This window comes from Bradyrhizobium sp. GCM10028915 (assembly GCF_042666195.1).
GTDB classification, from domain to species: domain Bacteria; phylum Pseudomonadota; class Alphaproteobacteria; order Rhizobiales; family Xanthobacteraceae; genus Bradyrhizobium; species Bradyrhizobium canariense_D.
Window position 1 is genome coordinate 554,408 of the sequence record NZ_JBHTFN010000021.1, and the last position, 21,915, is coordinate 576,322.

The window sequence follows — 21,915 nt, forward strand, 5'->3', positions numbered from 1 at the left end:
AACGGAAAGCTTTCGGAAGCGTTCCTCGCGGTTCCATCACGCCTCGTGGCCAAGCCGCACGATGATGTCGCTCGGCAACAGCGCTGGCGCGTCGGCGGCGCCCAATCGCCATAGGCTCTCGCCCGCGACCAGCGCCGGCATGGGCAGTTCGTGGTCGGCGAAATTGGCAACAATCTGCAAGATGTCTCCCTTCTGCGTCCGCCAACGGGCATCCAGGCCGCCCTTACGCTGGTTCTCCCCCAGCAACCTGCAATGAGCCGAAACGAAACCCCGTTTGATCAGCGGAACGATCTTCTCGCGCCGTATCTTCAGCAATCGGGCTGTGAGGCCGCGAAACCTGGCGCTGGCGGGAGAGCGGTCGATGCCGGCCCAGTCGAGCTTCGATGCCCCGAAGGTTTTTTCATCGCACGGATCCGGAATCCTGGCGCGCATGCCGGGCGTCGAGAACGCCTTGAAGTGCGCGAACTCCTTGCGCCGCCCTTCCCGCGTCAGCTCGGCAGCTTCGCCGGACCAGTCTGCGAAAAACAGGAATGGCGTCTCGGCCGCGGCTTCCTCACCCATGAACAACAGGGGAATATGCGGGTTCAAGAGAACCAGTGCCATGGCCTGGTCCAACTTCTCCGGACCGACCAGCGCGGAAAGCCGCTCCCCGAGCGCGCGGTTGCCGATCTGGTCGTGGTTCTGGGCGAAGAAGATGGTGGCATCAGGCGGCAGATGCGCGCTCGGCTCGCCGCGCGGTTCGTCATGCAGCGGAAAGATTTCGCCCTGGTAGGCAAAGCCCTCGGTGAGCGCTCGCGCGAGATGTTCAAGCGGCCTGTCTGCGAACGCGCGATAATAGCCTTCGTCCTCGCCCGTCAACAGGACGTGGAGCGCGTTGTGAAAATCATCGCCCCATTGCGCGTCATAGAGCCGGGTTCGCCCCTGAGCACGGTCGAGCAGGCGGGCCTGATTGGCCTCGTTCTCCAGCATCAGATGCACGCGCCGGTCCGGCAGCTGACTGCGAACCGTCTCGGCAAGCTCGATCAGGAAATGGCGGTCGGAATCGTCCTTCAGGGCGTGAACGGCGTCGAGCCGCAAGCCGTCGAACCCGTAGTCGCGCAGCCACATCAACGCGTTCTCGATCAGGAACTCGCGCACGAACGCGCCGTCGTGTCCCTCGAGGTTGACGGCAGGGCCCCAGCCGGTGCTGTGGCGCGCGGTAAAGAAACTTTCCGCATAGAGGTGCAGATAGTTCAGCTGCGGTCCGAAATGGTTATAGACAACATCGAGATAGACCATGATGTCGAGGGCATGCGCCGCGCGTAACAGCCGCTTGAGGTCTTCCGGCCTGCCGTAGCGCGCATTCGGCGCATTCAGCAGCACGCCGTCATAGCCCCAATTGTGCCGGCCGGGGACATCATTGAGCGGCATCAGCTCGATTGCGGTAATGCCGAGATCGCGCAGATAGGGCAACTTCTTCTCGACGCCGGCATAGGTGCCCTCCTCATTGAAGGTGCCGACGTGCAACTCGTAGATCACGGCCTCCGCCCAAGGGCGGCCGGGATAGAGCACCGAGTCTCGGAACGCCGCAGTGTCCACCACCTCGCTCGGGGCCCCGACGTCGTCCGGCTGGAAGAACGAGGCGGGATCGGGAACGACCAGGTCTTCGTTGATCCTGAACTGATAGCGCGTGCCGACATGCGCGGCGGGACTCAACGCCTGGTACCAGCCATCGTGGTCGCGCATCATCCGGAGTGGCGGCCGGCCGGCTTCGAGCAATTCGACCGATTGCGCCGTCGGCGCCCACAGATTGAAGCAGACCCCGTGGTCGAGGCATCGAGGGCCGTGGTGTCGCGCTGGCCCAGCCATTCCCAAACTGTGACTCAAACCTGGCCGCCTTTGCGTGCATGGCTGGAAGTTACGGCACGCTTCGCGAGGCTCGATTTTACGATCGCTTGAGCATGCTCAACGGGAGAAGCCGAGATGTGGGCATTCGTTCCTCAGGCCGGCGCCACACCGATGCGCCATGTGCGTTGTGTGCACTTTTGGGCCGAGGTGCGGCGACGATGGGTTGGGGAAGATCAAGTTGCAAACAGGGAACGGAATCGCCGGGGCGACGGTTGCAACTCCACACGGGAGTTTTCGTCATGCGCCGCTCGAAGCCACAGCCGATCCGCAACAAGCTCGACCTGGCCGACCGTACTCAGGTGCGCCTCGTCAGAAAGCGTCTCGGACTATCCGACGCAGAGCTGACCAGCATCGTCGAGCGGATTGGCAACTCGATTGCGGCTATCAGCAAGGAGGCGGCGCTGCAAAGGGCAACCACGCTGCCGAAGCCGGACGATGTGCCTCCTGTCGCGGTAATTACTTCTGCGACCGTCGGCGAGCAGGCGACGCGGAAGTGACGGCAACCTCACCAAATTCTTCAGGGGCTATTCGGGGGCAGCGATGGATCAAACGGTACATTCAGACGACACCCTGACGCGGGCGGCCTCGAGCCTGCGCCGCTCCCGCATCAGCGAGGGCAAGCCGTTTCCGCTCGGCGCCACCTGGGACGGGCTCGGCGTCAATTTCGCGCTGTTTTCAGCCCATGCCACCAAGGTCGAACTCTGCCTGTTCGACGACAGCGGCGAAACCGAACTGGAGCGGATCGAACTCCCCGAATATACCGACGAAGTCTGGCACGGCTATTTGCCCTCGGCCCGCCCCGGCACCGTCTACGGCTACCGCGTCCATGGCCCCTACGAACCCGACGCTGGACACCGCTTCAATCCCAACAAGCTCGTGCTCGATCCCTACGCCAAGCAGCTGGTCGGCCGGTTGCGCTGGGGACCGGAGCTGTTCGGCTACCAGCTCGACCATGCCGACAAGGATCTCTCCTACGACGAACGCGACAGCGCGCCCTTGATGCAGAAATGCCGTGTCATCGACCCGGCCTTCACCTGGGGCGCCGCGCGCAAGCCGGAAGTGCCGTGGGAGCGGACGATCGTCTACGAGATGCACGTCAAGGGGTTTACCCAGTTGCATCCGCTGGTGCCCGACGCAGACCGCGGCACGTTCTCCGGTCTCGCGCACTCGGAAGTTCCGGCCTACCTGCGCTCGCTTGGCATTACCAGTGCAGAATTGTTGCCGATCCATGCCTTCGTTGACGACAGCTATCTGGTCGAGAAAGGCTTGCGCAATTACTGGGGCTACAACTCCCTTGCCTTCTTCGCGCCGGAGCCGCGTTACCTCAGAACGCCGTTCGCGAACGAATTCAAGGCCATGGTCAACCAGTTCCACGCCCATGGCGTCGAGGTCATCCTCGACGTCGTCTACAATCACACCGCTGAAGGAAACGAGCTCGGCCCAACCCTCTCGTTCAAGGGCATCGACAACGCCAGCTATTACCGCCTGCTGCCGGACCAGCAGCGCTACTACATCAACGACACCGGTACCGGGAACACGGTGAACCTGTCGCATCCACGCGTGCTGCAACTGGTCGCGGATTCCCTGCGCTACTGGGCGACCGAGATGCGGGTCGACGGTTTCCGCTTCGATCTCGCCACCATCCTGGCGCGCGAACCTTACGGGTTCGATGAAGGCGGCGGCTTCCTCGATGCCTGCCGGCAGGACCCCGTGCTTTCCAGCGTCAAGCTGATCGCCGAGCCCTGGGACATCGGTCCGGGCGGCTATCAGGTCGGTCAGTTTCCGCCGGGATGGGCGGAGTGGAACGACAAGTTCAGGGACACCGTGCGCGCCTTCTGGAAGGGCGATGAGGGATCGATCGCGGACTTCGCCAAGCGCGTGTCCGGATCCGGCGATCTCTTCAACAAGCGCGGCCGCCGGCCATGGGCCAGCGTCAACTTCGTCACAGCCCATGACGGCTTCAATCTCAATGACCTCGTCTCGTACAACGACAAGCACAACGAAGCCAATGGTGAGGATAATCGCGACGGCCACAGCGACAATCATTCCTGGAATTGCGGCGCCGAGGGACCGACGGACGATCCGGACATCACGGCGCTGCGCGAGCGCCAGAAGCGCAATCTGCTGGCGACCATGTTGTTGTCGCACGGCACGCCTATGCTGCTTGCCGGTGACGAATTCGGACACACCCAACACGGCAACAACAACGCGTACGCCCAGGACAACGAGACCACATGGCTCGACTGGCTCCGCATCACCGCAAATGGCCGCAGCCTGCGCGAATTCACGCGCAAGCTGATCGCCACGCGCAAGGCATTTCCGATTCTTTACCGCAGCCGCTTCCTGGTCGGCTCCCACAATGAAGAGCTGGACGTGAAGGACGTGACGTGGCTCGCGCCGTCCGGGGAGGAAATGACGACGGACCAGTGGCAGGACGGTAACGCCAAATGTTTCGGCCTGCTGCTCGACGGCCGCGCCCAGGAGACCGGGATCAAGCGCCGCGGCTCGGACGCAACCATGCTGCTGATCTACAACGCCCATTACGACGTCGTGAATTTCACCTTGCCCGCAGTCGCCGAGGGACGCAGCTGGATCGGGTTGATCGACACCAATCAACCGGAGGGGCAAATGCCCGCATTCGAGTTCGGGCACGTTTATGCGATGACGGGGCGATCCCTCGTGGTGTTCGGTCTCGCCACCGAAACCATCGCCACGCGCCGCCTGCGCCAGGGCCTCGGCGCGCTGCTGGACGTCGTGGAGGCGCCGCTGCCGGGGTAGTTGGTCGTGACACGGTGAGCCGACGCTTTCGAGTTGATGACGACAGGGAACGCACGCAGGTTATCGGCGTTCGAGTAGATGGGGCATCAGTCGGAGAACACCGAGATGAAGTTCACAGGTGCCGTTATCCTCGCCGCTCTCGCGCTGCCTGGAGCAGCCTGGGCGCAGGCCAGCAAGCCTGACGTTTCGTCCGCGCCGAGCGCGCAGAATTCGGGTGCCGGCATTGCCGGGCAGCCCGGCAACAAGAACGGGCCGGCCGCAAAGCCTGGTGAGACCGTTGGATCGAGTTCGACGAGCTCCACTGGCAACACCGCCGTGCAGTCGCAGGACCCGTCGAATATTCAGGGCGCGCCAGGCAACAAGAATGGGCCGCCCGCCAAGCGTCCGGACCAACGCTAAACGAATACGCCCACAATCCTGCCGATCGACTTCGAACGACCTGCGCCCGATATCATCGGCGCAGGTCGTTTCGCGAGGAACGAACGCTAAAGCCGCCCGTTCGGAAGACATCCTCTTTCCTGTCCTCCCAATACGAGAGTCCCCACCATGTATCACCACGTCAAGAAGCTGATGTTCACCGTTCGCGTCGACGAGCCGGATCCCCGCTTCGGCAACATGCTGCTGGAGCAGTTCGGCGGCGCCAATGGCGAGCTCGCCGCCGCGATGCAGTACTCGATCCAGGGGTTGAACTGCGAGGATCCCGATCGCAAGGACCTGCTGATGGACATCGGCACCGAAGAGCTCAGCCATCTGGAAGTGGTCGGCACGCTGGCGCGGATGCATCTCAAGCCGTCGAAGTTCGACCGCCAGGCGGCCGAAGCCGATCCCCTCATCGCCATCGCCGGCGGCGGCGGCGTCAATCTCTTCAACTCCCAGGGCAATGCCTGGACCGCCGACTATCTGAAGATCACCGGCGAGCTTGACGTCGATCTGCGCAGCAACATCGCCGCGGAGGCGCGGGCCAAGATCGTCTACGAGCGGCTGATCAATTTCTGCGACGACGCCGGCAGCAAGGACGCGCTGCAGTTCCTGATGACCCGCGAGATCACGCACATGAAGGCGTTCGCGCTCGCGCTCGAGAGCATGGGCAAGCCAGCGTTCAGCATCGGCCGCATCGCGCCGACGCCCGGCCTCGTGGACCAGTTCTTCAACGATTCCACCGGCGCCGGCGACCATGGCGAGATCGACACGCGCGGCCCGTGGAACGAGGGCGGCGACTGGGTGTTCACGGAGTCGCCTGCGATCCAGGCGGGCGAACCGGGTCCGGCCTCGGCCATCGTCACCGAGAGCTCGCCGCCCGCGGACGAAGCGGGTCTCGGCGATCTGCTCATCAACGAGCTGCGCGATATCCTGCATGCCGAGAAGCAATTGACCAAGGCGCTTCCCAAGATGGCGGAGGCCGCCCGCTTCGATCAGTTGCGCGAGCTGTTCGAGCAGCACCTCGCCGAGACCGAAGCGCAGGTCGAGCGCATCAACGAATGCTTCGAAATGCTCGGTAAATCCGCCCGCGCCAAGCCCTGCAAGGGCATGATGGGCCTCGTCGAGGAAGGCCAGGAGATCATGGCCGAGGGCGAGGACAAGGAGGACGCGGCGGCCGACCTCGCCCTGATCGGCGCAGCGCAGCGCGTCGAGCATTACGAGATCGCGGGCTATACCACGGCGCGCAACCTCGCCCAGCAGCTTCGCCACAGTGCCATTGTCGCCCTGCTGTCGAAATCGCTCGCCGAGGAGGAGAACGCCGATCAGCTTCTCAACCAGGTGGCTCGCTCGCTGATGTCGGTGGCGAAAATGCCCGCGGCAGTCGAGCAGACCGAATGATCCCTAGCCGTCCAGCAGGTCGAGAAACTCCTCGACCCGGCTGAACGGATCCTGGTCGCGGCGGCCGGCGTGAACAACGCGGTCGCCGTCGCGCTGCAGCGATCGTGCCTCGGACTTTCCCCTGAATTTCCGCAGCCGCCCCGGCAGGAATGTCGCGGCGACGGCCTCGGGCCCGACATCGAGCCTGACGATGCCGCGCCGTTTGCAATCGATCCGGAGCCTGGCGGATGCGAAGAAGTCGCGGGCCTCCGGCGGCAGCCTGCCGAAACGACGCGAGATCTCCTCCTCCAGATCTTCCAGATCGTCGTCGCTTCGGCACCTGGCAGCGCGGCCATAGATCTCGAGCCGGACCGCTTCCGATTGCACGTAGCCTTCAGGCAGCATGTCGGCCAGCGGCATATTGAGATCGGGCACCCACAGATCGGCCCCGGTATCGCTGCCTCGCTCGGACGCCCGCTTCAGCAGATGACTGTAGAGCACGGGTCCGAACACCTGGACGTGGCCGGACTGCTGTTCCGAGAACAGATCGCCGGCGCCCCTGAGGTCGAGGTCGCGCTCGCTGATCGCAAAGCCGGCCCCCGGCTTGCTGAACTCCTCCAATACCGCCAGACGCTTCTCGGACTGCTCCGAGGTCGCTTCCGTGAGCAGATGAGCAAAGGCGCGCGTGCCGCCGCGTCCCACCCGCCCCCTGAGCTGATGCAGCTGCGCAAGTCCGAACTTTTCGGGCCAGCACACCACGATGGTGTTCGCGCGCGGAATATCGAGACCGCTTTCCACGATATTGGTCGCCAGCAGCACATCCGCCTCGCCATCGACGAAACTCATCATGCGATCGTCGATCTCGTCCACGGGCAGTCTGCCGTGAAGACAGACGATGCGCAGCTCCGGCGCCACCGATTGCACCCGCGCCAGCATCGGCTCCAGATCCTGGATGCGTGGGCAGATCAGGAAGCTCTGACCGTGCCGCCTGCGCTCGCGGAGCAGCGCTGCGGCAATGGCAGCATCGGACAGCGGCGCGATCCTGGTCACGATGGGAAGGCGATGAACCGGCGGCGAGGCGATGACGCTAAGATCCCTGAAGCCGGCAAGACCCGCCGCGAGCGTGCGCGGGATCGGCGTGGCGCTCATCCACAGCGAATGGACACCCTTGGCGAGGCCTGAAAGCTTCGCCTTCTCGGCCGCGCCGAAGTGCTGCTCTTCGTCGATGATGACGAGGCCGAGGTCGGCGAACTTCACGTCCTTTGCCGCAAGCGCCTGCGTGCCGACCACGACTTTCAGCATGCCGCGCCGCAGCCCCTCCTTGGTCTCTCGCGTCTCCGGGCCTGAACTGGCTCGTGACAGGCTTCCCACCTCGATGCCGAGAGGGCCGAACCGCTTGCGGAAGGTTTCGACATGCTGCCGCGCCAGCACGGTCGTCGGCGCCGCGATCGCCACCTGCTTGCCGGACAGCGCCACTGCGGCCGCCGCCCGCAGCGCGACCTCGGTCTTGCCGAAGCCGACGTCACCGCAGATCACCCTGTCCATGGGGTGGCCCGCCGCAAGATCGTCTAGGACGTCTTGAATCGCCTGGGCCTGGTCCACTGTCGTGAAATAGGGGAACCGGGCGACGAATTTTTCGTAAGCCGGCCCCGGCGGCACCAGTTTGGGTGCACGACGGCGGAGGCGCTGGCTGATGTGTTTGGCGAGCGCCTTGGCGGCGACCTGGATTTCCGCTTCCGCCTCGGTGCGCCGCGCCCACCAGCTGCTGCCGTCCGCCTTGTCCAGCGTCAGCTTCCCGGGCTCGCCGGCATAAGGCCAGATCACGGCAAGATCGGAGGGCGGTACGAGCACGGCATTGTCGCCCGCGAATTTGAGCCTGACCATCTCGCGTCGCGATCCCTTGCCCATATCCAGGGTCTGCAAGCCATCGAGCACGGCGAGCCCGCGTTGCAGATGGACGATAGCGGCGCCCTTTTCCGGCACGTCGGGATGATCAAAAGCCGGATTCCAGGCGCGCGCCATCGGCTGCGGATGATGGGCTCGGCTGCCGAGCACGTCGGACGCGGTCACGACGACGAGCGGCTTGCGGCCGGCGCCAATGAACCCCGCGTCGAAATCGGCCAGCAGCGCGCCTTCGCGGCTCCGTGCCTTCGTCACCTCGCTCCAATCGGCCAGGCGCTCCGCCTTGATGCCGCTCATTCGCTCCATCGCGCGAAGGTCGTCCTCGACGGCCGCGACGAACAGCAGCCGCGATCCGCCGCGCTGCATGTCGGCGACGAAGGCGCGAAGCGCCTTGCGAGGCGAGGCCAGCTTCGAGAACTCCGGCGTCGAGATGAAGGCCGCCTTGCGCGGCAGCACGCTGATGCGCTTCTTCAGCTGCTTCCAGTCCGCCTGCCCCAGATATTCGCGTTCCGCATCCCTGCGGCCGGCAGCGTCCTCGATCGTGCCCAGCCAGCTCTCGGCGTGAGCCGATACCCCGGCATCCGCGATCCATCGCGCGCGGCTGCAATAATCAGGCAGTGTCGCCCGCTGTCCGCGCGTAGCTCCCAGAGCGATCCGCTCGGACATGGGATCTATGATCAATTCCGGGGTCTCGTAGACGACCTCGTGCTCGATAGGATCAACCGCGACGATCTTGCGGATCGTGTCGCCGGAATGCTCGATCCGGAAGGGAGCGAGTGCGCCGGCGGGAAACACTTCGAACGTCTTGCCATGGAACAGGACACCGCCCGGATACTCCGCCTCTTCGTCGAGATCGTAGCCGAGAGCTTCCAGCCGCGTCTCCAGCTCGGTCTCGGAATAGGGCGCGCCCACCTTCAGCGTGAGGCTCGACCGCGACCAGCTCGCCGGCAGCGGCAGCCGTTCCATGATGGCTTCCGCGGTGGACACCAGGAAGACGGGCTTCTTTGTCTTGGCGAGACGCCGCAGCACCGAGCTGCGCCGGCCCGCGATCTCGCGGGAGGGCTCGAGGCCGTCGAAGGGCAGCGTGTTCAGGCGCGGAAACACCAGCACGTCGACCGAGGGATCGAGGGCGTGGATCACGCCGCCCAGCCGCTCCGCCCTACTCTCGTCGTCGCAGAGGAAGACGAGGCCGTCGCGGCCGGACTTCTCCCACTGCTCGAGCAGATGCAGCGCCAGCATGCCGAGCGGCGATGAGGAGGCGACCGCGGAACGCGAGGCGCTCTTGTCCGGGCGCTTGCTTGTCGAGCTGGTACTTTTCGACCTCTTGCTTTTCGAACTCGTGCTCTTCGCGCTCTTGCTTATCGAGCCTACGCTTTTCGAGCTCTTGCTTTTTGTCTTTATCGCGCCGGTCGTGGCCCGGGCTTTGCTGGTGGGCGCCAATGTGTATCCAACTTTGTTTCGCAAATAGAGGCGAGCGACGACGAGCCCTCCCGTCGAGCTCCGTCGATAACGCGCCTCGGGCTTGAGCGCCCACTGACGTCATTACAATTTTGCAATTGCGTTGAAAAGCAGAGACAGGGGGCAAAGGCAAGCGGCCTGAACGGGCAGAAGGCTAACGGGCAGGCGGCTATTGCAGAACCTTCGGCAGCACCACGACCACGTCCACGCTCTGCGCGAGGATGTGCGTGGCGACCACAGCGAGCTGGTGCGAGAACTCGTCCTCGATCTCGGCCGCGCAGTCTTCGTCGCTGGCAATGGCAAACAGCAGATTGCCGTCGATTTCGTCGAACCGGATGCCGGCGAAGAGGCGATCGAAAATCTCGGCGCCCGCGATGTACGCGATTCGCGCTTGGATGGCCTGGTCCTCGACGAGCGACAACTTCCTCATGGAGGCAACATATGGCCGCACCACCCCAATGCAAGAGCAGGAGAGCGCTGGCGCGGCGTGCCTTGCGAACTATATTGGTGGCATCGTCCCGCCTGATCGCCGTTTGCCCTTGAGGAAATCCTTGATTCTGTTCCTGCTGCTGATCTTCCTGCCGATCGGCGTGTCGGCCGGCCGCTATTATTTGCGCGGCGACGGCCGCGGCAATTGGCAGACGGCGGATCGCTCCAGCGCCGGCCTGCTGCCGCCCGCATCGGCCAATCCGGATGCGCTGATCCGAGTGTTCGCCGCGCGCACCGTGCGCTGGCGCAGTATTTTTGCCGTCCACACCTGGATCGTCGTCAAGGAGAAGGGCGCCACAACCTATAGCCGATACGACTACACGGCCTGGGGCGACCCTGTTCGCAGCAACGGCTTTCCGCCCGACGGCCGCTGGTTCGGAGCCCTCCCGGAAACGGTGGTCGCCGTCGATGGCGCGCGGGCCGAAGCGCTGATTCCGAAGATCCGTGCCGTCATCGAGAATTACAAGTTCCGCGCCTATGGCGACTACAGCGCCTGGCCGGGACCAAATTCCAACACCTTCGTGCAGGCGGCGCTGGATGCTGTTCCCGAGCTGCGTGCCGTGCTGCCGCCGACCGCTATCGGCAAGGACTTTCCCTACAGCGGACGCTGGGCCGGCATCACGGCGTCCGGTACCGGGCTCTACGCCTCGCTGTCGGGCTATCTCGGCATGACCATCGGCTGGGTCGAAGGGGTCGAGATCAATTTCCTCGGCGCGGTGCTCGGCCTCGACATCCGCCGCCCCGCGCTGAAGCTTCCAGGCATAGGCCGCCTCGGTCTCGCGGCCGGCGCATAGGCCAATGACGGGGCCGTCCCATCAAAGTCGGCGCCCTCCCAAGCTTCCCGACACATCGTCCTTCCAATGTGTGCTTCAGGTCACAGCAGAATCGAGCGCCGTCGCGTAGATTGATCTTGCATGGCCGCAAACAAGGTAACGGCGGTACGCATGAGGCTGGAGAGGCGACCAACAGCTACGAAACTTTTGAAGCCGCCAGGGTGAAGAGCTCGGCGGCTTTTTCTCTGTCCAGGAACGCGCGGCCGAGCTTGTTCGCTGCCGATGTGGCTACCGGCAGCGCCAGCTACTATCGTTTCTCTGAATCCGAGGACCTCCGCTGATCGCGCTCTTCTTCGATCTGCCGTTCCGCTTCGACCCAGAACTCCACATCGCGATCGGCCGGGCGACCGGCCTGCTCCCAGAGCTCGTACGCGCGCGCTCGTACCTTGCCGCGCCGCATCATGCGAAGGAGCTTTTGCTTCAGCTCCTCGGCGAAACTCCTGAATCGCTGGACGGTGGTTTCGTCTTTAACGAGCGCAGCCGCTCGCGTTGCGAGTTCGATCTGGTGCTCTATCTTTTGCTGCTCATCCACCGCAAACCCCGCCGTAGCCACCGGCCTGCGTCGCAGCCCGTGCTGCTCACATCCTCAATTCCTGCTGGAAGGCTCTGTTCCGCCTTCAACGCCAGGTCCTTCAATGCCACGTCGTGTCAGCTTCGACGATCACCACTCTTGTTTCGGGATCTTCCGTCGTGTTGCAGGTGCAGGGCATGCCCTCACCACAGCGGCAGCCGCCCAATTCCTCGCTCCAGGCGCGGAGCGGATGGTTTACGCAGACCCATCCCAGACCGTGGCAGAATGGGCAGCCCTTGTTGGTCACAGCGTATCCGGCGTCCGCATCGGGTTCGACTTGTCCTCGTTGCGCAACTCCTGCTCGGCCGCGTGCCAGAACTCGTCCTCGCGGCCTTCCGGCTTGCCCGCCTGTTCCCACAAGCGGTGCGCGCGTTCTCTGATGTCGTGATCGGTCGGCTCCGGCATTGCATCTCCTGCGAAGAGACACGGCCCCACCCTGGGGGGTATGGGGGCTTGGAGGCGGGGCCGTGCAGGCCAGCAAATCGGCGGCGACGCTGGCCCGCTGAGTCAAGCCTCGATGGTGCGCAAGAGTTCCTAGCCCGGAGCGGCGAACACGCGAGCTCGAACGAAGCCCGCTCTCGCCGCCTTTTACAGGCCCCGGGATGGAGCGGTGCACTCCTGACGCGGAGCGTTCCTCAGGTATCGGGATGCCACGTCAGCCAGCAATCCAGACGAATCTGACGTCGGGCAGCAGGCGGCGCAAGCTCGAGCAAGTCACCGCGGCGAGCGAGAACGTTGTCATCAGCCGAAATCTGCGATACGGGCGTCGAGCGCAAACATGCTTTGAAAAACTTCCGGCTCGCTCGCCCCGGCCATGACGTCGGGGGCAATTTCCGCGGCTTTCCGCAAGGCGCCCTGCAACGACGCGACGTCGAGCGCCTCGATCAGCAAAAGTCCGGCGAAAAAGCCCTCGTTCTTCCGCATGCCCTTCTCGGTCGTCCGCACCGATGTCCGCGCCTCGTCGGTCGCGCCGATCTGCACCGCGGCAACCCCGTCGCACGCAACGAGCGCCTGAGCCAGACCCTGGGGATCCTTCGGCAACGTCTCGATCCGCAGCGCCACGATCGATGCGCCCTCGCCCCGCCCTCCCCGCGCAATCATGACGCCGCCGCCCCGCATGAAATTGCCAAGCTTCGGCATGATGCGCCGGGACCACGGCGTCGGTGCGTTGAGGCGCGCCAGATAAGCCTCGCCGTCGAGGACCTCCGGCGTCCCCAGCTCGTACAGAATGAAGAAGCGGTTGATGTCGTCCCTTGCCGCGCGGAAGACACGCGATGCCAGGAAGCCCTTCGTCGTCACGCGCTCGGTCGTGTGCTCACGCGTCAGCCAGTGCCGGTAGTCGGTCAGGTCGTGAGCCTCGACGTCGCTCCAGATGGCGAGAAATCCCGTGCCGCGCATCCCGCCCTCCATGCCTACGCCTTGCCGCCGGCCGCAAGCCCGTGCAGAGCTGGCGCGATGGTCGCAGGCAATTGCCCTAGCCGTTGGACCGCCGCGAGCATCGCGGCGAGATAACCATAGGGACCCAGGCCGCAAATGACTGCCGTGGAGGCGCTCGACGTGATCGAGTGGCGGTGCAGCTCGTCCCGCGCGTGGATGTTCGAGATATGCACCTCGATCTTTACACCCTCGAAAATCCTCAGCGCATCGATCAGCGCGATCGAGGTGAATGAATAGGCCGCGGGGTTCATGATGATGGCGTCCGCGTTGCCATGGGCGGACTGGATCAGGCTGACGAGTTCGCCCTCCATGTTCGATTGATGGAACGACATCGAAACCCCGAGCTGGTCGGCCAGCGCCTTGCAGCTCGCCTCGATCTCCCCGAGCGTCGTCGAGCCGTAGATGTGGGGCTCGCGGATGCCGAGGAAATTGAGATTGGGTCCGTTGAGGATCATGATCCTTGCGGCCATTTTCGCTTGTCCTTCTTTTGTTGCCGACGCGTCTAGCCGCTGAACCACTTGGCCGGGATCGTCACCAGCCCCGGGAATAGCACCATCGCGAACAGGACGATCAGTTGCGCAATCAAGAAGGGCCAGACGCCCTTGATGATGTCCTCCATGCTGATCCTGGAGACGCCGCAAACCACGTTCAGCACGATACCGACCGGTGGCGTGATGAGGCCGATCGCATTATTGATGATGAAGAGGACACCAAAGTAGACGGGATCGATGCCCGCCGCCTTGACGATCGGCATCAGGATCGGCGTGAGGATGAGGATGGTCGGCGTCATGTCGAGAGCCGTCCCCACGATCACCACCACGACCATGATCGCCAGCATCAGGAGCGTGTTGTTGCCCATGAAAGGCTTGAGCAGGGTGACGATCTGTGCCGAAATCTCGGACACGGTGATGAGCCAGGACGACACCAGCGCGGCTGCCACGAGAAACATGACGATGCTCGTCGTCAAGGCCGAGGAGACGAACACCTCGTAAAGCTGCGACAGCTTCAATTCCCGATAGATGCAGGTCGCAACGAACAGCGAATAGACAGCGACGACCACTGCGGCTTCCGTCGGCGTGAAGATGCCGAAACGCAGGCCGACCACGATGATGACCGGCAGCATCAACGCCCAGAAGCCGTCGACCACCGCTTTCACCATTTCCGAGAGCGATGCTCTTGGCGGGGGCGTCAGGTTCTCCTGGCGGACCACCCACCACCAGGCCAGGCAGAGCCCCGCCCCGAGCAACAGCCCGGGGACGATCCCGGCCAGAAACAGTTTCGAGATCGACACGCCCGCGGCGACACCGAAAATGACGAATCCGATGCTGGGCGGAATCACGGGCGCGATGATGCCGCCGGCCGCGACCAGACCCGCCGCATAGGATTTCTTGTGGCCCGCCGCCACCATCATCGGCACCAGCAGGGCAGCCAGTGCCGCGGCATCGGCTGCCGCGGAGCCCGAGAGCGACGCAAGGATGCAGGACGCGAGGATCGTGACGTAACCAAGGCCGCCGCGAAAATGGCCGACCGCGACGAGCGCAACGTTGACGATTCGCTTGGCCAAACCACCCTTGTTCATGACCTCGCCGGCGAGCATGAAGAAGGGAATGGCCATGAGCGGAAAGCTGTCCGCGCCGTTGATGACGTTCTGCGCCACGATCTGCGCGTCGAACATGTCGATCGTGCTCATCAGGGCCACGCCGCAGACGATCAGCGCAAAGGCGATCGGCATGCCCAGCGCCATGGCGCCGAGCAGCGAGAGGGTGAAGACGGCAATCGTCATGGCATGATCCCGGTGATTTTCAGGATGTGAGCGCCGGGCGGCACGATACGAGGAGACAGCATCAGTGCTCCTCCGATTCCCTGACGGCTACCATGTCGGCTTCGCTGGCCTGTCCGGAAACGACGCGGAACAGGTCGTAGAGAAGGATCACTCCGGCCGAAACGCCGAAGATCACGCCGACGCCATAGAAAATGCCGAGCGAGAGGCCGGTCGCCGGCGCGCGGTCGTCGATATTGATGATCGTCTGCCGCCAACTTCCCGAGAGCAGAAGCCAGTCGGCGAACAGCATCAGGACGTAGCTGACGATGAAGCAGATGCGTTTGCCGTAAGCCGGCAGCATCCGCACAAGGCTATCGACGCCGAGATGGGCGTGCTCACGCATTGCCACGACCGCACCGAGGAAAGTCAGCCAGACCAGGAGCCAGCGCGACAGCTCCTCGGAAATCGCAATACCGGAGTTGAAGCCGTAGCGCAGGACAACGTTGCCGAACACCAGCACCACCATCACCGCAAGACATGCGGCGATGATGCCCTTCAGCAGGGTGCAATAGAGGTCGAGAATTCGCGCCATGCGTGTCGTCCGGGCAAAGTCGGGTTCAGAGCCGGCCGACTGGCCGGCTCTGCCTCTTGCATGCTGACGAGGTCGACTATTTCACGTCCTTGCGGATGCGATCGAGCTCGTCGTTGAACAGCTTGACCGCCTCCGGCTTGAGATTGGCGGCAATCTTGTCGACCACCGGCTGCGCGGTCTTGCGCATGCGATCGAGCTCTTCCGGCGCGACGGTGTTGTACTGCATGCCCTTCGCCTGTAATTCAGAGAGGGCCTTTTCGGTCTGAAGGCGGGTCTGCTCCTTTTGATAGCCTCGGCTTTCCTCATACGCCTCGCGCATCAGGCGCTGCTCGGTCGGCGAGAGCTTGTCCCAAAACGCCTTGCTCACCAGAATAATGTTCAGGGTGAAGGTGTGATTGGTGGCGGAAACGTATTTTTGCACTTCGTAGAACTTGTTGGAGAGAATGACCGTGAAGGGGTTCTCCTCGCCATCGACGGTGCGCGTCTCCAACGCCGAATAGAGTTCGCCGAAGGCCATCGGAACGGGATTGGCCTTGAAGGATCCGAAGGTCTCGAGATAGACCGGGTTCGGAATGACGCGGAGCTTGAGGCCGTTGAAATCCTCGACCTTGGTGATCGGCCGCGTGCTGTTGGTGACGTTGCGGAAGCCGAGGCCCCAATAGCCCAGACCGATCAATCCCTTCGACGGCAACGTATCGAGCATCGACGTGCCGAATTTGCCGGTGCCGAGAGCATCCGCCTGCTCGATGGTCTTCACGATGAATGGAAAGTCGATGAGGCCGAACTCCGGCACGACGGTTGCGAGCGACGTCGTCGAGGCCGACAGCATTTCCTGCGTGCCGCCGCGTAGCGCGGATTGCTGCTGCAGCTCGTTGCCGAGCTGCGAGGCCGCGAACTCACGAATCTTCATCTTGCCCCCGCTCTTCGCCAGCAGGATCTCCGCAAATTTCTGCACCCCCGCGCTGACGGGGTGATCGGTGTTGTTCAGGTGTCCCCACCTGATCGTGCGCTCCTGAATGTCCTCAGCGGATGCACCGACCGTCAGCGCCACGCAGATCGCCGTCGCAGACAGCGCCCGTACCAACAAGCTCATTTTGACCTCCCTGCTCGATCGGGGCACGACGGCGGCTCGAGCCATTCTTTTCTGCACCCTCAGGTCAATCAAAAAACATAACTACATTTCTCGGTCAAATGATAAATCTCTGTTCATCTGATATTTTCGAATACATCTTTGTTATGGATTTGCTATATTGCTGGTAACATTGATGGTTCGGCCGCCCACCACGGGGCGTTGCGCGCATATTGCGGGATCGGAGAGCATGACGTCACTCGAGGGGCGCCCCTTGTCGGCGGGCGACAGCGGTTATCAGCGGATTCGATCTGACATCATTTTCGGCGTGCTGACGCCGTCCGGACGTCTCAAGCTCGACGCCATGAAGGAGGACTACGGCGTCAGCATCTCCACGCTGCGCGAGATCCTCAATCGTCTGACCTCCGAGGGATTCGTGGTCGCGGAGGGCCAGCGCGGCTTCGAGGTGGCGCCGATATCCATCCAGAACCTGCGTGAACTCGCCGGCCTGCGCATCCTGCTGGAGCAGCATGCAATGGCCGAGTCGTTTCGTGCCGGCGACGTCGAGTGGGAGGGCCGCGTGGTGTCCGCGCATCACAAGCTGGCGGCCACCGAACGCACCGTCCTCAAGGAGGGGGACGATCCCGAGCTGCGCAAACGCTACGACGGCGAATTCCACCAGGCTCTCATCTCGAGTTGCGGCTCGCGCGAGCTGATGCAGACCCACGCGATCGTGTTCGACAAATATTTCCGCTATGCGCTGCGCTACCGCGGCGCGGAGACGATCAACCAGCACAAGGCGCTGCTCGAATGCGCCCTCAAGCGCGACATCAAAAGCGCCAAAACCGTGCTCACCGATCACATCAACGGGTGCGTCGCGCACGCCCTCGCCTCCTGGAACGAGGATTGATCGTCCGCGGCCTGACGTCGTTCGGAGACAGCGCTCGTCGCTGCAATCGGATTTCGGGATGACTCCTGACATGATTCCCGCATATCGGGTCGAGACCGCGGTCGCCGCAGGCGACATCCTGGGCGAAACGCCATTGTGGTGCGACCGCTCCCGCAAGCTGTGGTGGGTCGACATCGACCGGCGGCTGCATCAATCCTTCGATCCGGCGACCGGCGCGCATCAGGTTGTTCCGTACGCGTGCAACTTCCTCGGCAGTCAGGCCTTGACGGCAGATGGCTCCCACCTGCTCGCGCAGGATCTGGGGCTTTATCGCCGCGCGTCCGATGACGATCCTCCAGGTCAGCTCTGCGAGGTCGAAAGCGGCCTCGACAATCGCCTGAACGACGGGCGCGTCGACGCGCGGGGCCGGCTGTGGATCGGCACCATGGACAACCAGCTGCATCGGCCGAACGGAGCGCTGTATCGCGTGGACGCGGACGGCCGGACAACGCGCATGTTCGGCGATGTCATCGTGACGAACGGCATCGCGTTCTCGCCCGACAATCGCACGCTCTACTTCACGGACACGAGGCGTTACCGCACCTGGCAGTTCGACTTCGATCTCGATGACGGCGCGATTAGCAACAGACGGCTGTTCGCGGATTACAGCGCCTCCGGCGAGAGGCCCGACGGCGCGTGCATCGACGCTGCGGGCGGACTGTGGACCGCATTCTTCTCCGGCGGCCGGGTGGTGCGCTATCGGCCGGACGGCCGGATCGATACCGTCATTCCGGTGCCGGCGACCAATCCGACCTGCGTATGCTTCGGCGGAGCCGATCTGAAGACCCTGTTCGTGACGACGGCGAGAAAGTTTCTTGATCGCGAGCAACTGGGCCGCGAACCCCAGGCGGGTCATGTTCTGGCCATTGATGGCATTGCACAGGGACTTCCAGAGCATCGCTTCGGCAATTCATCCTGAGCGCCTGCCACCGAGACGTCGCGGCACATGACGCGACCAGGCATTCAAACAGCGGACATGATTTCTCGTTCTTGCGGCGCGTTTCGCCCGAGCTTTGCTTCGTCACTCCGCCCTCATATCCAAGAGGGCGCAGGGAAGGCCGGGTGCCGGCTGGCACCCGCGGTCCGCTGCGCGAAAAGCACACGCAGGAAAACCGCACAGCAGCATACAGGTGTAGCCAATCACTCGGCCTTCCCTGCGCGACGGTTGGACGGCTTATGCCGTGCTCTCCCGGGAGCCGAGTTCTCTTTGGCCTCCCTCGCCTCGCGAATTTGGATGATGCTGTCTGCCCGGTTGGGCTCGCACACACCTCCGCGAAAGCTTGACCGTAGCAACGACGGCCAGGACCACACGGTTTTGCCGTACGCACGGCCCGCCATTTCGCCGCAGTTTTTCCAGCCCTGTCGACGAAGCCGAAAACTTACAGGCGAGACGAAGCCTAGCAGCGCCGCTCGTCCGCACGCGGTTGCGGGCTCACAGGGTCTACCCGCCCTGCCCGCACCATCTCGTACCGACGCTGCCGCGTCCATCGCAAGCCCGGCTCGCAAATCAAGACGACAACGAGATCGCCCCTCAAGGATGAGCCGGGATGAGCGACACATACGCCGTTTCCGAATTTCGGCAAAGTGGAATATTTTTGCCGAGAGGGATTGACGGGAGAAGGGTGTTTGCCCGACGGGCTGGGTTGCCGCTTCCCTAGAGCAAGGGATTGGCCGTTTTCCACAGAGGTCTAATCACCGCGGAGTGCCAGGGATTGCGTCACCGATACATGTTCTTGTTTTGTTCGTTGGGTTAAGACCGCCCGCCATCTATTCCGGCCGCTTGACCGGGACGTGGCATCAATTTGCAGTGGACACCTGCGGGTGATGTCGGAACTGCGGCCCGCCGTTCGTCTTGACTCCAAATCCCATAATGGAGTGTTGCGTACCATGGCCCCCCGCGCGAACTGGAAAGGCTTTTTGCGTCTCTCGTTGGTCACCTGTCCCGTGGCGCTCTACCCAGCTACCTCGGAGAGCGAGAAGATCTCCTTCAACCAGCTCAACCGTCAGACCGGTCATCGGATCAAGTACCTGAAAGTCGACGCCGACACCGGCGACGAGGTGCCCAACGAGGACATCGTTAAGGGCTACCAGCTCGAGAAGGACCAGTTCATCGAGGTGACCAAGGAGGAGCTTGAGGAGATCGCGCTGGAATCCACGCGTACCATCGAGATCGACGAGTTCGTAGACAAGGCCGAGATCGATCCGCGCTACCTAATTCGCCCCTACTACATCCGTCCGGACGGAAAAGTCGGCCACGACGCCTTCGCGGTCATCCGCGAGACCATCCGCGAGATGAACAAGGTTGCGATCGGGCGCGTGGTGCTCACCAACCGAGAGCACATCATTGCGCTCGAGCCAATGGACAAGGGCCTGGTCGGCACCTTGCTGCGGTATCCCTACGAGGTGCGTAGTGAGCAGGAATACTTCGACGATATCCAAGACGTCAAAGTGACGAAGGACATGCTCGATCTAGCCAGGCACATCGTGAACCAGAAGGCTGGATTATTCGAGCCGGAGAAGTTCGAGGACCATTATGAAAGCGCGCTGATCGAGCTCATCAACCAGAAGCGCGCCGGTAAGCCGATCGTCCCGAAGGATCGGCCGAAAGGCGAGAACGTCGTCGATCTGATGGACGCGCTACGCAAGAGCGTCGGCGGGGCAGCAAAGACCGAGGCTCCAAAAAAGCCTGCCAAGAAGACGAAGAAAGCTGCCGCGGCTCAGAAGGAGATGCTGATGCCGATCGCCGGTAAGAAGCCGGCTAAGGAAGCGGCGGCGAAGAAGCCGACAGCAGGGGCGCGGCGGAAGTCGGCGTGAGATTGAAACATCCGGTGATACCCGATGGCAGTCACGGACTGACATGGAAGAGGCCGCGCATGTCAAGACTGAGCTGCGGCTCGGCACAGCGGGATGGAATGTTCCGCGAGTCTGCAAGGAAAGAGTTGGCGGGGTAGGTAGCCAGCTTGAACGCTACGCGCGGGTGTTGAACGCCACCGAGATCAACTCATCATTTCATAAGCCGCATCGGCGTTCGACCTACGAGAAATGGGCGAACGCGACGCCCGATGATTTCCGCTTTTCGGTAAAGGTGCCGAAGTCTGTTACTCACTCGTCACAGCTTGCGCAGGGTGAACTCGATCGGTTCATCGAAGAGAGCGCCGGACTTGGTGCGAAGCTCGGGGTTTTGCTCGTTCAGTTTGCACCTCGCAAAATGTTCGTTGAGTCCGATGCGGAGTTCCTGTTCCGCGCGCTGCAGGAAAAGACCTCAGCCGCTCTCGCTTGCGAGCCGCGTCACGTCAGCTGGTTTACGCCCGAGGTCGGCGCCTGGCTCGGGGAACGTCGGATTGCTCGTGTCGCCGCGGATCCGGCGCGGGTGCCCGATGCCGACGTGCCGGGCGGGTGGCCTAGTCTGCGCTATTTTCGATTGCATGGAGCGCCGCGCATTTACTACTCCGCGTACGACGGGGCGTTCCTGCGATCGCTGAAGCTGCGGCTCGGTGCTGCGTCGTCATCTAGTGAGACCTGGTGCATCTTCGACAACACCGCAGCCGGCGCAGCGATCGAGAACGCACTAGACTTGCTCGCTTGAAGGGCCTTTTGGCAATAGTCCGCTGATATCCCTTACGTCGTCCAAGTTTGCCAAAGGCGTTTGAGGCTCGCACGCCATTCGAGCGGCGCGACAGCGCAGGGGACTTAATCGGGACGTGGCGGGCACTCCGGGCACGTATCGCCGATCGAATGCAAAACCTCGCGCACTTGCCCGACGGCCTGATCCGGAGATAAGCCCTCGGGTGGCTCCTGCCTGGCTATATCCAATGCGTGCTCGCGTGCATGCGGGTCGGCCCGGTCCTTCGCCCAGCCGTGCTCCTCGCATTCGTGGATGGCGCCCGCCTCCTGCAGCACGCTGAGCGCCCAGCCGCGCAGCGTTCGGATCGCCGGCCGTCTTTCCTTCGTCATCAGCATCGAGCTTGCTCCTGCCCGGACGAATCCTTTGGCCCGTCTTCTCGTTCCGAGCGGTTAGCACGCAGCAGGGATTGGCAATCGGCAGAGCTGAGGTTTGTCCCCGTGTTCCGCGGCTCTGGCACAATCGCGTCGGCTGCAGCACGGCTCAGCCGTAGGGTTCTGCCCGCTGAGAAGCGGCCACGCTTCGACTCCGGGCGCTAAACCGCTAAATGTACCCCGCCGTCTTCCCCTCCGCAGCGCGTAGCTTCATGCTCGCCAGCTTGCGAATTGGTGGGACTAATGTGGTACCAAGAGAGTCCGAGGATCGCAGGTTAGCAGGAAGTGCCTTGAGCGGCCCGAGACATAGGTGACAAAACGTACCGGACACATGGATTACACTTTCCGCTTTTGTTCTGCGGGAGGTGTGGATGCCGTGGAAAGCGAGTTCGGTC

The 21,915-nt window shown here is 63.1% G+C and carries 21 protein-coding genes; 10 read left to right on the forward strand and 11 right to left on the reverse strand.

Annotated features, from left to right (window positions below; translation table 11 throughout):
• Positions 1-36 precede the first annotated feature (36 nt).
• Positions 37-1,848, reverse strand: a complete 1,812-nt coding sequence (gene treZ, locus ACFQX9_RS14445; RefSeq protein WP_377789005.1) for a malto-oligosyltrehalose trehalohydrolase — start codon at positions 1,846-1,848, stop codon at positions 37-39.
• Positions 1,849-2,126: 278 nt separating this feature from the next.
• On the opposite strand from treZ, the gene ACFQX9_RS14450 reads away from it, so the two are divergent.
• The 4 genes from ACFQX9_RS14450 to ACFQX9_RS14465 all read left to right on the forward strand — a co-directional run bounded on the left by ACFQX9_RS14450 (position 2,127) and on the right by ACFQX9_RS14465 (position 6,483).
• Positions 2,127-2,384, forward strand: coding sequence for a DUF3606 domain-containing protein (locus tag ACFQX9_RS14450; RefSeq protein WP_018453928.1), 258 nt, complete (start codon positions 2,127-2,129; stop codon positions 2,382-2,384).
• Positions 2,385-2,427: 43 nt separating this feature from the next.
• Positions 2,428-4,665, forward strand: coding sequence for a glycogen debranching protein GlgX (glgX, locus tag ACFQX9_RS14455; protein ID WP_018453927.1), 2,238 nt, complete (start codon positions 2,428-2,430; stop codon positions 4,663-4,665).
• 105 nt (positions 4,666-4,770) lie between these two features.
• Positions 4,771-5,064 (forward strand): hypothetical protein, encoded by a 294-nt coding sequence (locus ACFQX9_RS14460; RefSeq protein WP_026232628.1) that lies wholly within the window; start codon positions 4,771-4,773, stop codon positions 5,062-5,064.
• Positions 5,065-5,211: 147 nt separating this feature from the next.
• Entirely contained in the window at positions 5,212-6,483 is a 1,272-nt protein-coding gene (locus tag ACFQX9_RS14465; protein ID WP_018453925.1) for a DUF892 family protein, read from the forward strand.
• 3 nt (positions 6,484-6,486) lie between these two features.
• On the opposite strand, the gene ACFQX9_RS14470 is transcribed toward ACFQX9_RS14465, so the two are convergent.
• Positions 6,487-9,603, reverse strand: a complete 3,117-nt coding sequence (locus tag ACFQX9_RS14470; protein WP_377789009.1) for a DEAD/DEAH box helicase — start codon at positions 9,601-9,603, stop codon at positions 6,487-6,489.
• Here ACFQX9_RS14470 and ACFQX9_RS14475 point away from each other — a divergent pair.
• Positions 9,602-9,832 carry a hypothetical protein gene (locus tag ACFQX9_RS14475; RefSeq protein WP_094183264.1) on the forward strand — a complete coding sequence of 77 codons (231 nt, stop codon included), beginning with the start codon at positions 9,602-9,604 and terminating at the stop codon, positions 9,830-9,832. The genes ACFQX9_RS14470 and ACFQX9_RS14475 overlap by 2 nt on opposite strands.
• Positions 9,833-9,991: 159 nt before the next feature.
• Here the strand turns inward: ACFQX9_RS14475 and ACFQX9_RS14480 are convergent, their stop codons facing one another.
• Positions 9,992-10,252 carry a hypothetical protein gene (locus tag ACFQX9_RS14480; protein ID WP_007595982.1) on the reverse strand — a complete coding sequence of 87 codons (261 nt, stop codon included), beginning with the start codon at positions 10,250-10,252 and terminating at the stop codon, positions 9,992-9,994.
• Between the two features lie 121 nt (positions 10,253-10,373).
• Here ACFQX9_RS14480 and ACFQX9_RS14485 point away from each other — a divergent pair, with 121 nt between their 5' ends.
• Positions 10,374-11,105, forward strand: a complete 732-nt coding sequence (locus ACFQX9_RS14485; protein ID WP_377789012.1) for a DUF3750 domain-containing protein — start codon at positions 10,374-10,376, stop codon at positions 11,103-11,105.
• 286 nt (positions 11,106-11,391) lie between these two features.
• Here ACFQX9_RS14485 and ACFQX9_RS14490 read toward each other — a convergent pair whose 3' ends face one another.
• The 7 genes from ACFQX9_RS14490 to ACFQX9_RS14520 form a co-directional block, all read right to left on the reverse strand.
• Positions 11,392-11,676 carry a DUF2934 domain-containing protein gene (locus ACFQX9_RS14490; protein WP_039798852.1) on the reverse strand — a complete coding sequence of 95 codons (285 nt, stop codon included), beginning with the start codon at positions 11,674-11,676 and terminating at the stop codon, positions 11,392-11,394.
• Positions 11,677-11,958: 282 nt separating this feature from the next.
• A complete protein-coding gene (locus ACFQX9_RS14495; protein WP_018453920.1) occupies positions 11,959-12,120 on the reverse strand; it encodes a DUF2934 domain-containing protein in 162 nt (53 codons plus the stop codon).
• Positions 12,121-12,456: 336 nt separating this feature from the next.
• Complete coding sequence (locus ACFQX9_RS14500; protein ID WP_247394188.1) at positions 12,457-13,113, reverse strand: hypothetical protein; 657 nt, start codon at positions 13,111-13,113, stop codon at positions 12,457-12,459.
• Positions 13,114-13,127: 14 nt separating this feature from the next.
• Entirely contained in the window at positions 13,128-13,622 is a 495-nt protein-coding gene (locus tag ACFQX9_RS14505) for a type II 3-dehydroquinate dehydratase (RefSeq protein WP_247394186.1), read from the reverse strand.
• Between the two features lie 32 nt (positions 13,623-13,654).
• Positions 13,655-14,935: a TRAP transporter large permease subunit gene (locus tag ACFQX9_RS14510; RefSeq protein ID WP_085383158.1), complete on the reverse strand. Its 1,281-nt coding sequence runs from the start codon at positions 14,933-14,935 to the stop codon at positions 13,655-13,657.
• A 61-nt stretch (positions 14,936-14,996) separates the two neighbouring features.
• Entirely contained in the window at positions 14,997-15,506 is a 510-nt protein-coding gene (locus tag ACFQX9_RS14515; protein WP_085383159.1) for a TRAP transporter small permease, read from the reverse strand.
• Between the two features lie 76 nt (positions 15,507-15,582).
• Positions 15,583-16,599 (reverse strand): TRAP transporter substrate-binding protein, encoded by a 1,017-nt coding sequence (locus tag ACFQX9_RS14520; RefSeq protein WP_018453915.1) that lies wholly within the window; start codon positions 16,597-16,599, stop codon positions 15,583-15,585.
• Positions 16,600-16,825: 226 nt separating this feature from the next.
• Here ACFQX9_RS14520 and ACFQX9_RS14525 point away from each other — a divergent pair, with 226 nt between their 5' ends.
• The 4 genes from ACFQX9_RS14525 to ACFQX9_RS14540 all read left to right on the forward strand — a co-directional run bounded on the left by ACFQX9_RS14525 (position 16,826) and on the right by ACFQX9_RS14540 (position 21,110).
• The gene (locus ACFQX9_RS14525; protein ID WP_377789017.1) at positions 16,826-17,485 is read left to right on the forward strand and encodes a GntR family transcriptional regulator; all 660 of its coding nucleotides are present in this window, start codon (positions 16,826-16,828) and stop codon (positions 17,483-17,485) included.
• A gap of 58 nt (positions 17,486-17,543) precedes the next feature.
• Positions 17,544-18,443, forward strand: a complete 900-nt coding sequence (locus ACFQX9_RS14530; protein ID WP_085348503.1) for an SMP-30/gluconolactonase/LRE family protein — start codon at positions 17,544-17,546, stop codon at positions 18,441-18,443.
• Between the two features lie 968 nt (positions 18,444-19,411).
• Positions 19,412-20,338 carry a Ku protein gene (locus ACFQX9_RS14535; RefSeq protein WP_085348504.1) on the forward strand — a complete coding sequence of 309 codons (927 nt, stop codon included), beginning with the start codon at positions 19,412-19,414 and terminating at the stop codon, positions 20,336-20,338.
• 43 nt (positions 20,339-20,381) lie between these two features.
• Positions 20,382-21,110, forward strand: a complete 729-nt coding sequence (locus ACFQX9_RS14540) for a DUF72 domain-containing protein (RefSeq protein WP_377789020.1) — start codon at positions 20,382-20,384, stop codon at positions 21,108-21,110.
• Positions 21,111-21,214: 104 nt separating this feature from the next.
• Here the strand turns inward: ACFQX9_RS14540 and ACFQX9_RS14545 are convergent, their stop codons facing one another.
• Complete coding sequence (locus tag ACFQX9_RS14545; RefSeq protein WP_018453910.1) at positions 21,215-21,484, reverse strand: hypothetical protein; 270 nt, start codon at positions 21,482-21,484, stop codon at positions 21,215-21,217.
• Between the last annotated feature and the right edge of the window lie 431 nt (positions 21,485-21,915).

What these genes read in the sequence shown, in the direction of transcription:
- treZ (WP_377789005.1), bottom strand. Translation starts at nt 1,848, where the DNA reads ATGGCTGGGCCAGCGCGACACCACGGCCCTCGATGCCTCGACCACGGG.
- ACFQX9_RS14450 (WP_018453928.1), top strand. Translation starts at nt 2,127, where the DNA reads ATGCGCCGCTCGAAGCCACAGCCGATCCGCAACAAGCTCGACCTGGCC.
- glgX (WP_018453927.1), top strand. Translation starts at nt 2,428, where the DNA reads ATGGATCAAACGGTACATTCAGACGACACCCTGACGCGGGCGGCCTCG.
- ACFQX9_RS14460 (WP_026232628.1), top strand. Translation starts at nt 4,771, where the DNA reads ATGAAGTTCACAGGTGCCGTTATCCTCGCCGCTCTCGCGCTGCCTGGA.
- ACFQX9_RS14465 (WP_018453925.1), top strand. Translation starts at nt 5,212, where the DNA reads ATGTATCACCACGTCAAGAAGCTGATGTTCACCGTTCGCGTCGACGAG.
- ACFQX9_RS14475 (WP_094183264.1), top strand. Translation starts at nt 9,602, where the DNA reads ATGCCGAGCGGCGATGAGGAGGCGACCGCGGAACGCGAGGCGCTCTTG.
- ACFQX9_RS14470 (WP_377789009.1), bottom strand. Translation starts at nt 9,603, where the DNA reads ATGCTGGCGCTGCATCTGCTCGAGCAGTGGGAGAAGTCCGGCCGCGAC.
- ACFQX9_RS14480 (WP_007595982.1), bottom strand. Translation starts at nt 10,252, where the DNA reads ATGAGGAAGTTGTCGCTCGTCGAGGACCAGGCCATCCAAGCGCGAATC.
- ACFQX9_RS14495 (WP_018453920.1), bottom strand. Translation starts at nt 12,120, where the DNA reads ATGCCGGAGCCGACCGATCACGACATCAGAGAACGCGCGCACCGCTTG.
- ACFQX9_RS14500 (WP_247394188.1), bottom strand. Translation starts at nt 13,113, where the DNA reads ATGCGCGGCACGGGATTTCTCGCCATCTGGAGCGACGTCGAGGCTCAC.
- ACFQX9_RS14505 (WP_247394186.1), bottom strand. Translation starts at nt 13,622, where the DNA reads ATGGCCGCAAGGATCATGATCCTCAACGGACCCAATCTCAATTTCCTC.
- ACFQX9_RS14510 (WP_085383158.1), bottom strand. Translation starts at nt 14,935, where the DNA reads ATGACGATTGCCGTCTTCACCCTCTCGCTGCTCGGCGCCATGGCGCTG.
- ACFQX9_RS14515 (WP_085383159.1), bottom strand. Translation starts at nt 15,506, where the DNA reads ATGGCGCGAATTCTCGACCTCTATTGCACCCTGCTGAAGGGCATCATC.
- ACFQX9_RS14520 (WP_018453915.1), bottom strand. Translation starts at nt 16,599, where the DNA reads ATGAGCTTGTTGGTACGGGCGCTGTCTGCGACGGCGATCTGCGTGGCG.
- ACFQX9_RS14525 (WP_377789017.1), top strand. Translation starts at nt 16,826, where the DNA reads ATGACGTCACTCGAGGGGCGCCCCTTGTCGGCGGGCGACAGCGGTTAT.
- ACFQX9_RS14530 (WP_085348503.1), top strand. Translation starts at nt 17,544, where the DNA reads ATGACTCCTGACATGATTCCCGCATATCGGGTCGAGACCGCGGTCGCC.
- ACFQX9_RS14535 (WP_085348504.1), top strand. Translation starts at nt 19,412, where the DNA reads ATGGCCCCCCGCGCGAACTGGAAAGGCTTTTTGCGTCTCTCGTTGGTC.
- ACFQX9_RS14540 (WP_377789020.1), top strand. Translation starts at nt 20,382, where the DNA reads ATGGAAGAGGCCGCGCATGTCAAGACTGAGCTGCGGCTCGGCACAGCG.
- ACFQX9_RS14545 (WP_018453910.1), bottom strand. Translation starts at nt 21,484, where the DNA reads ATGCTGATGACGAAGGAAAGACGGCCGGCGATCCGAACGCTGCGCGGC.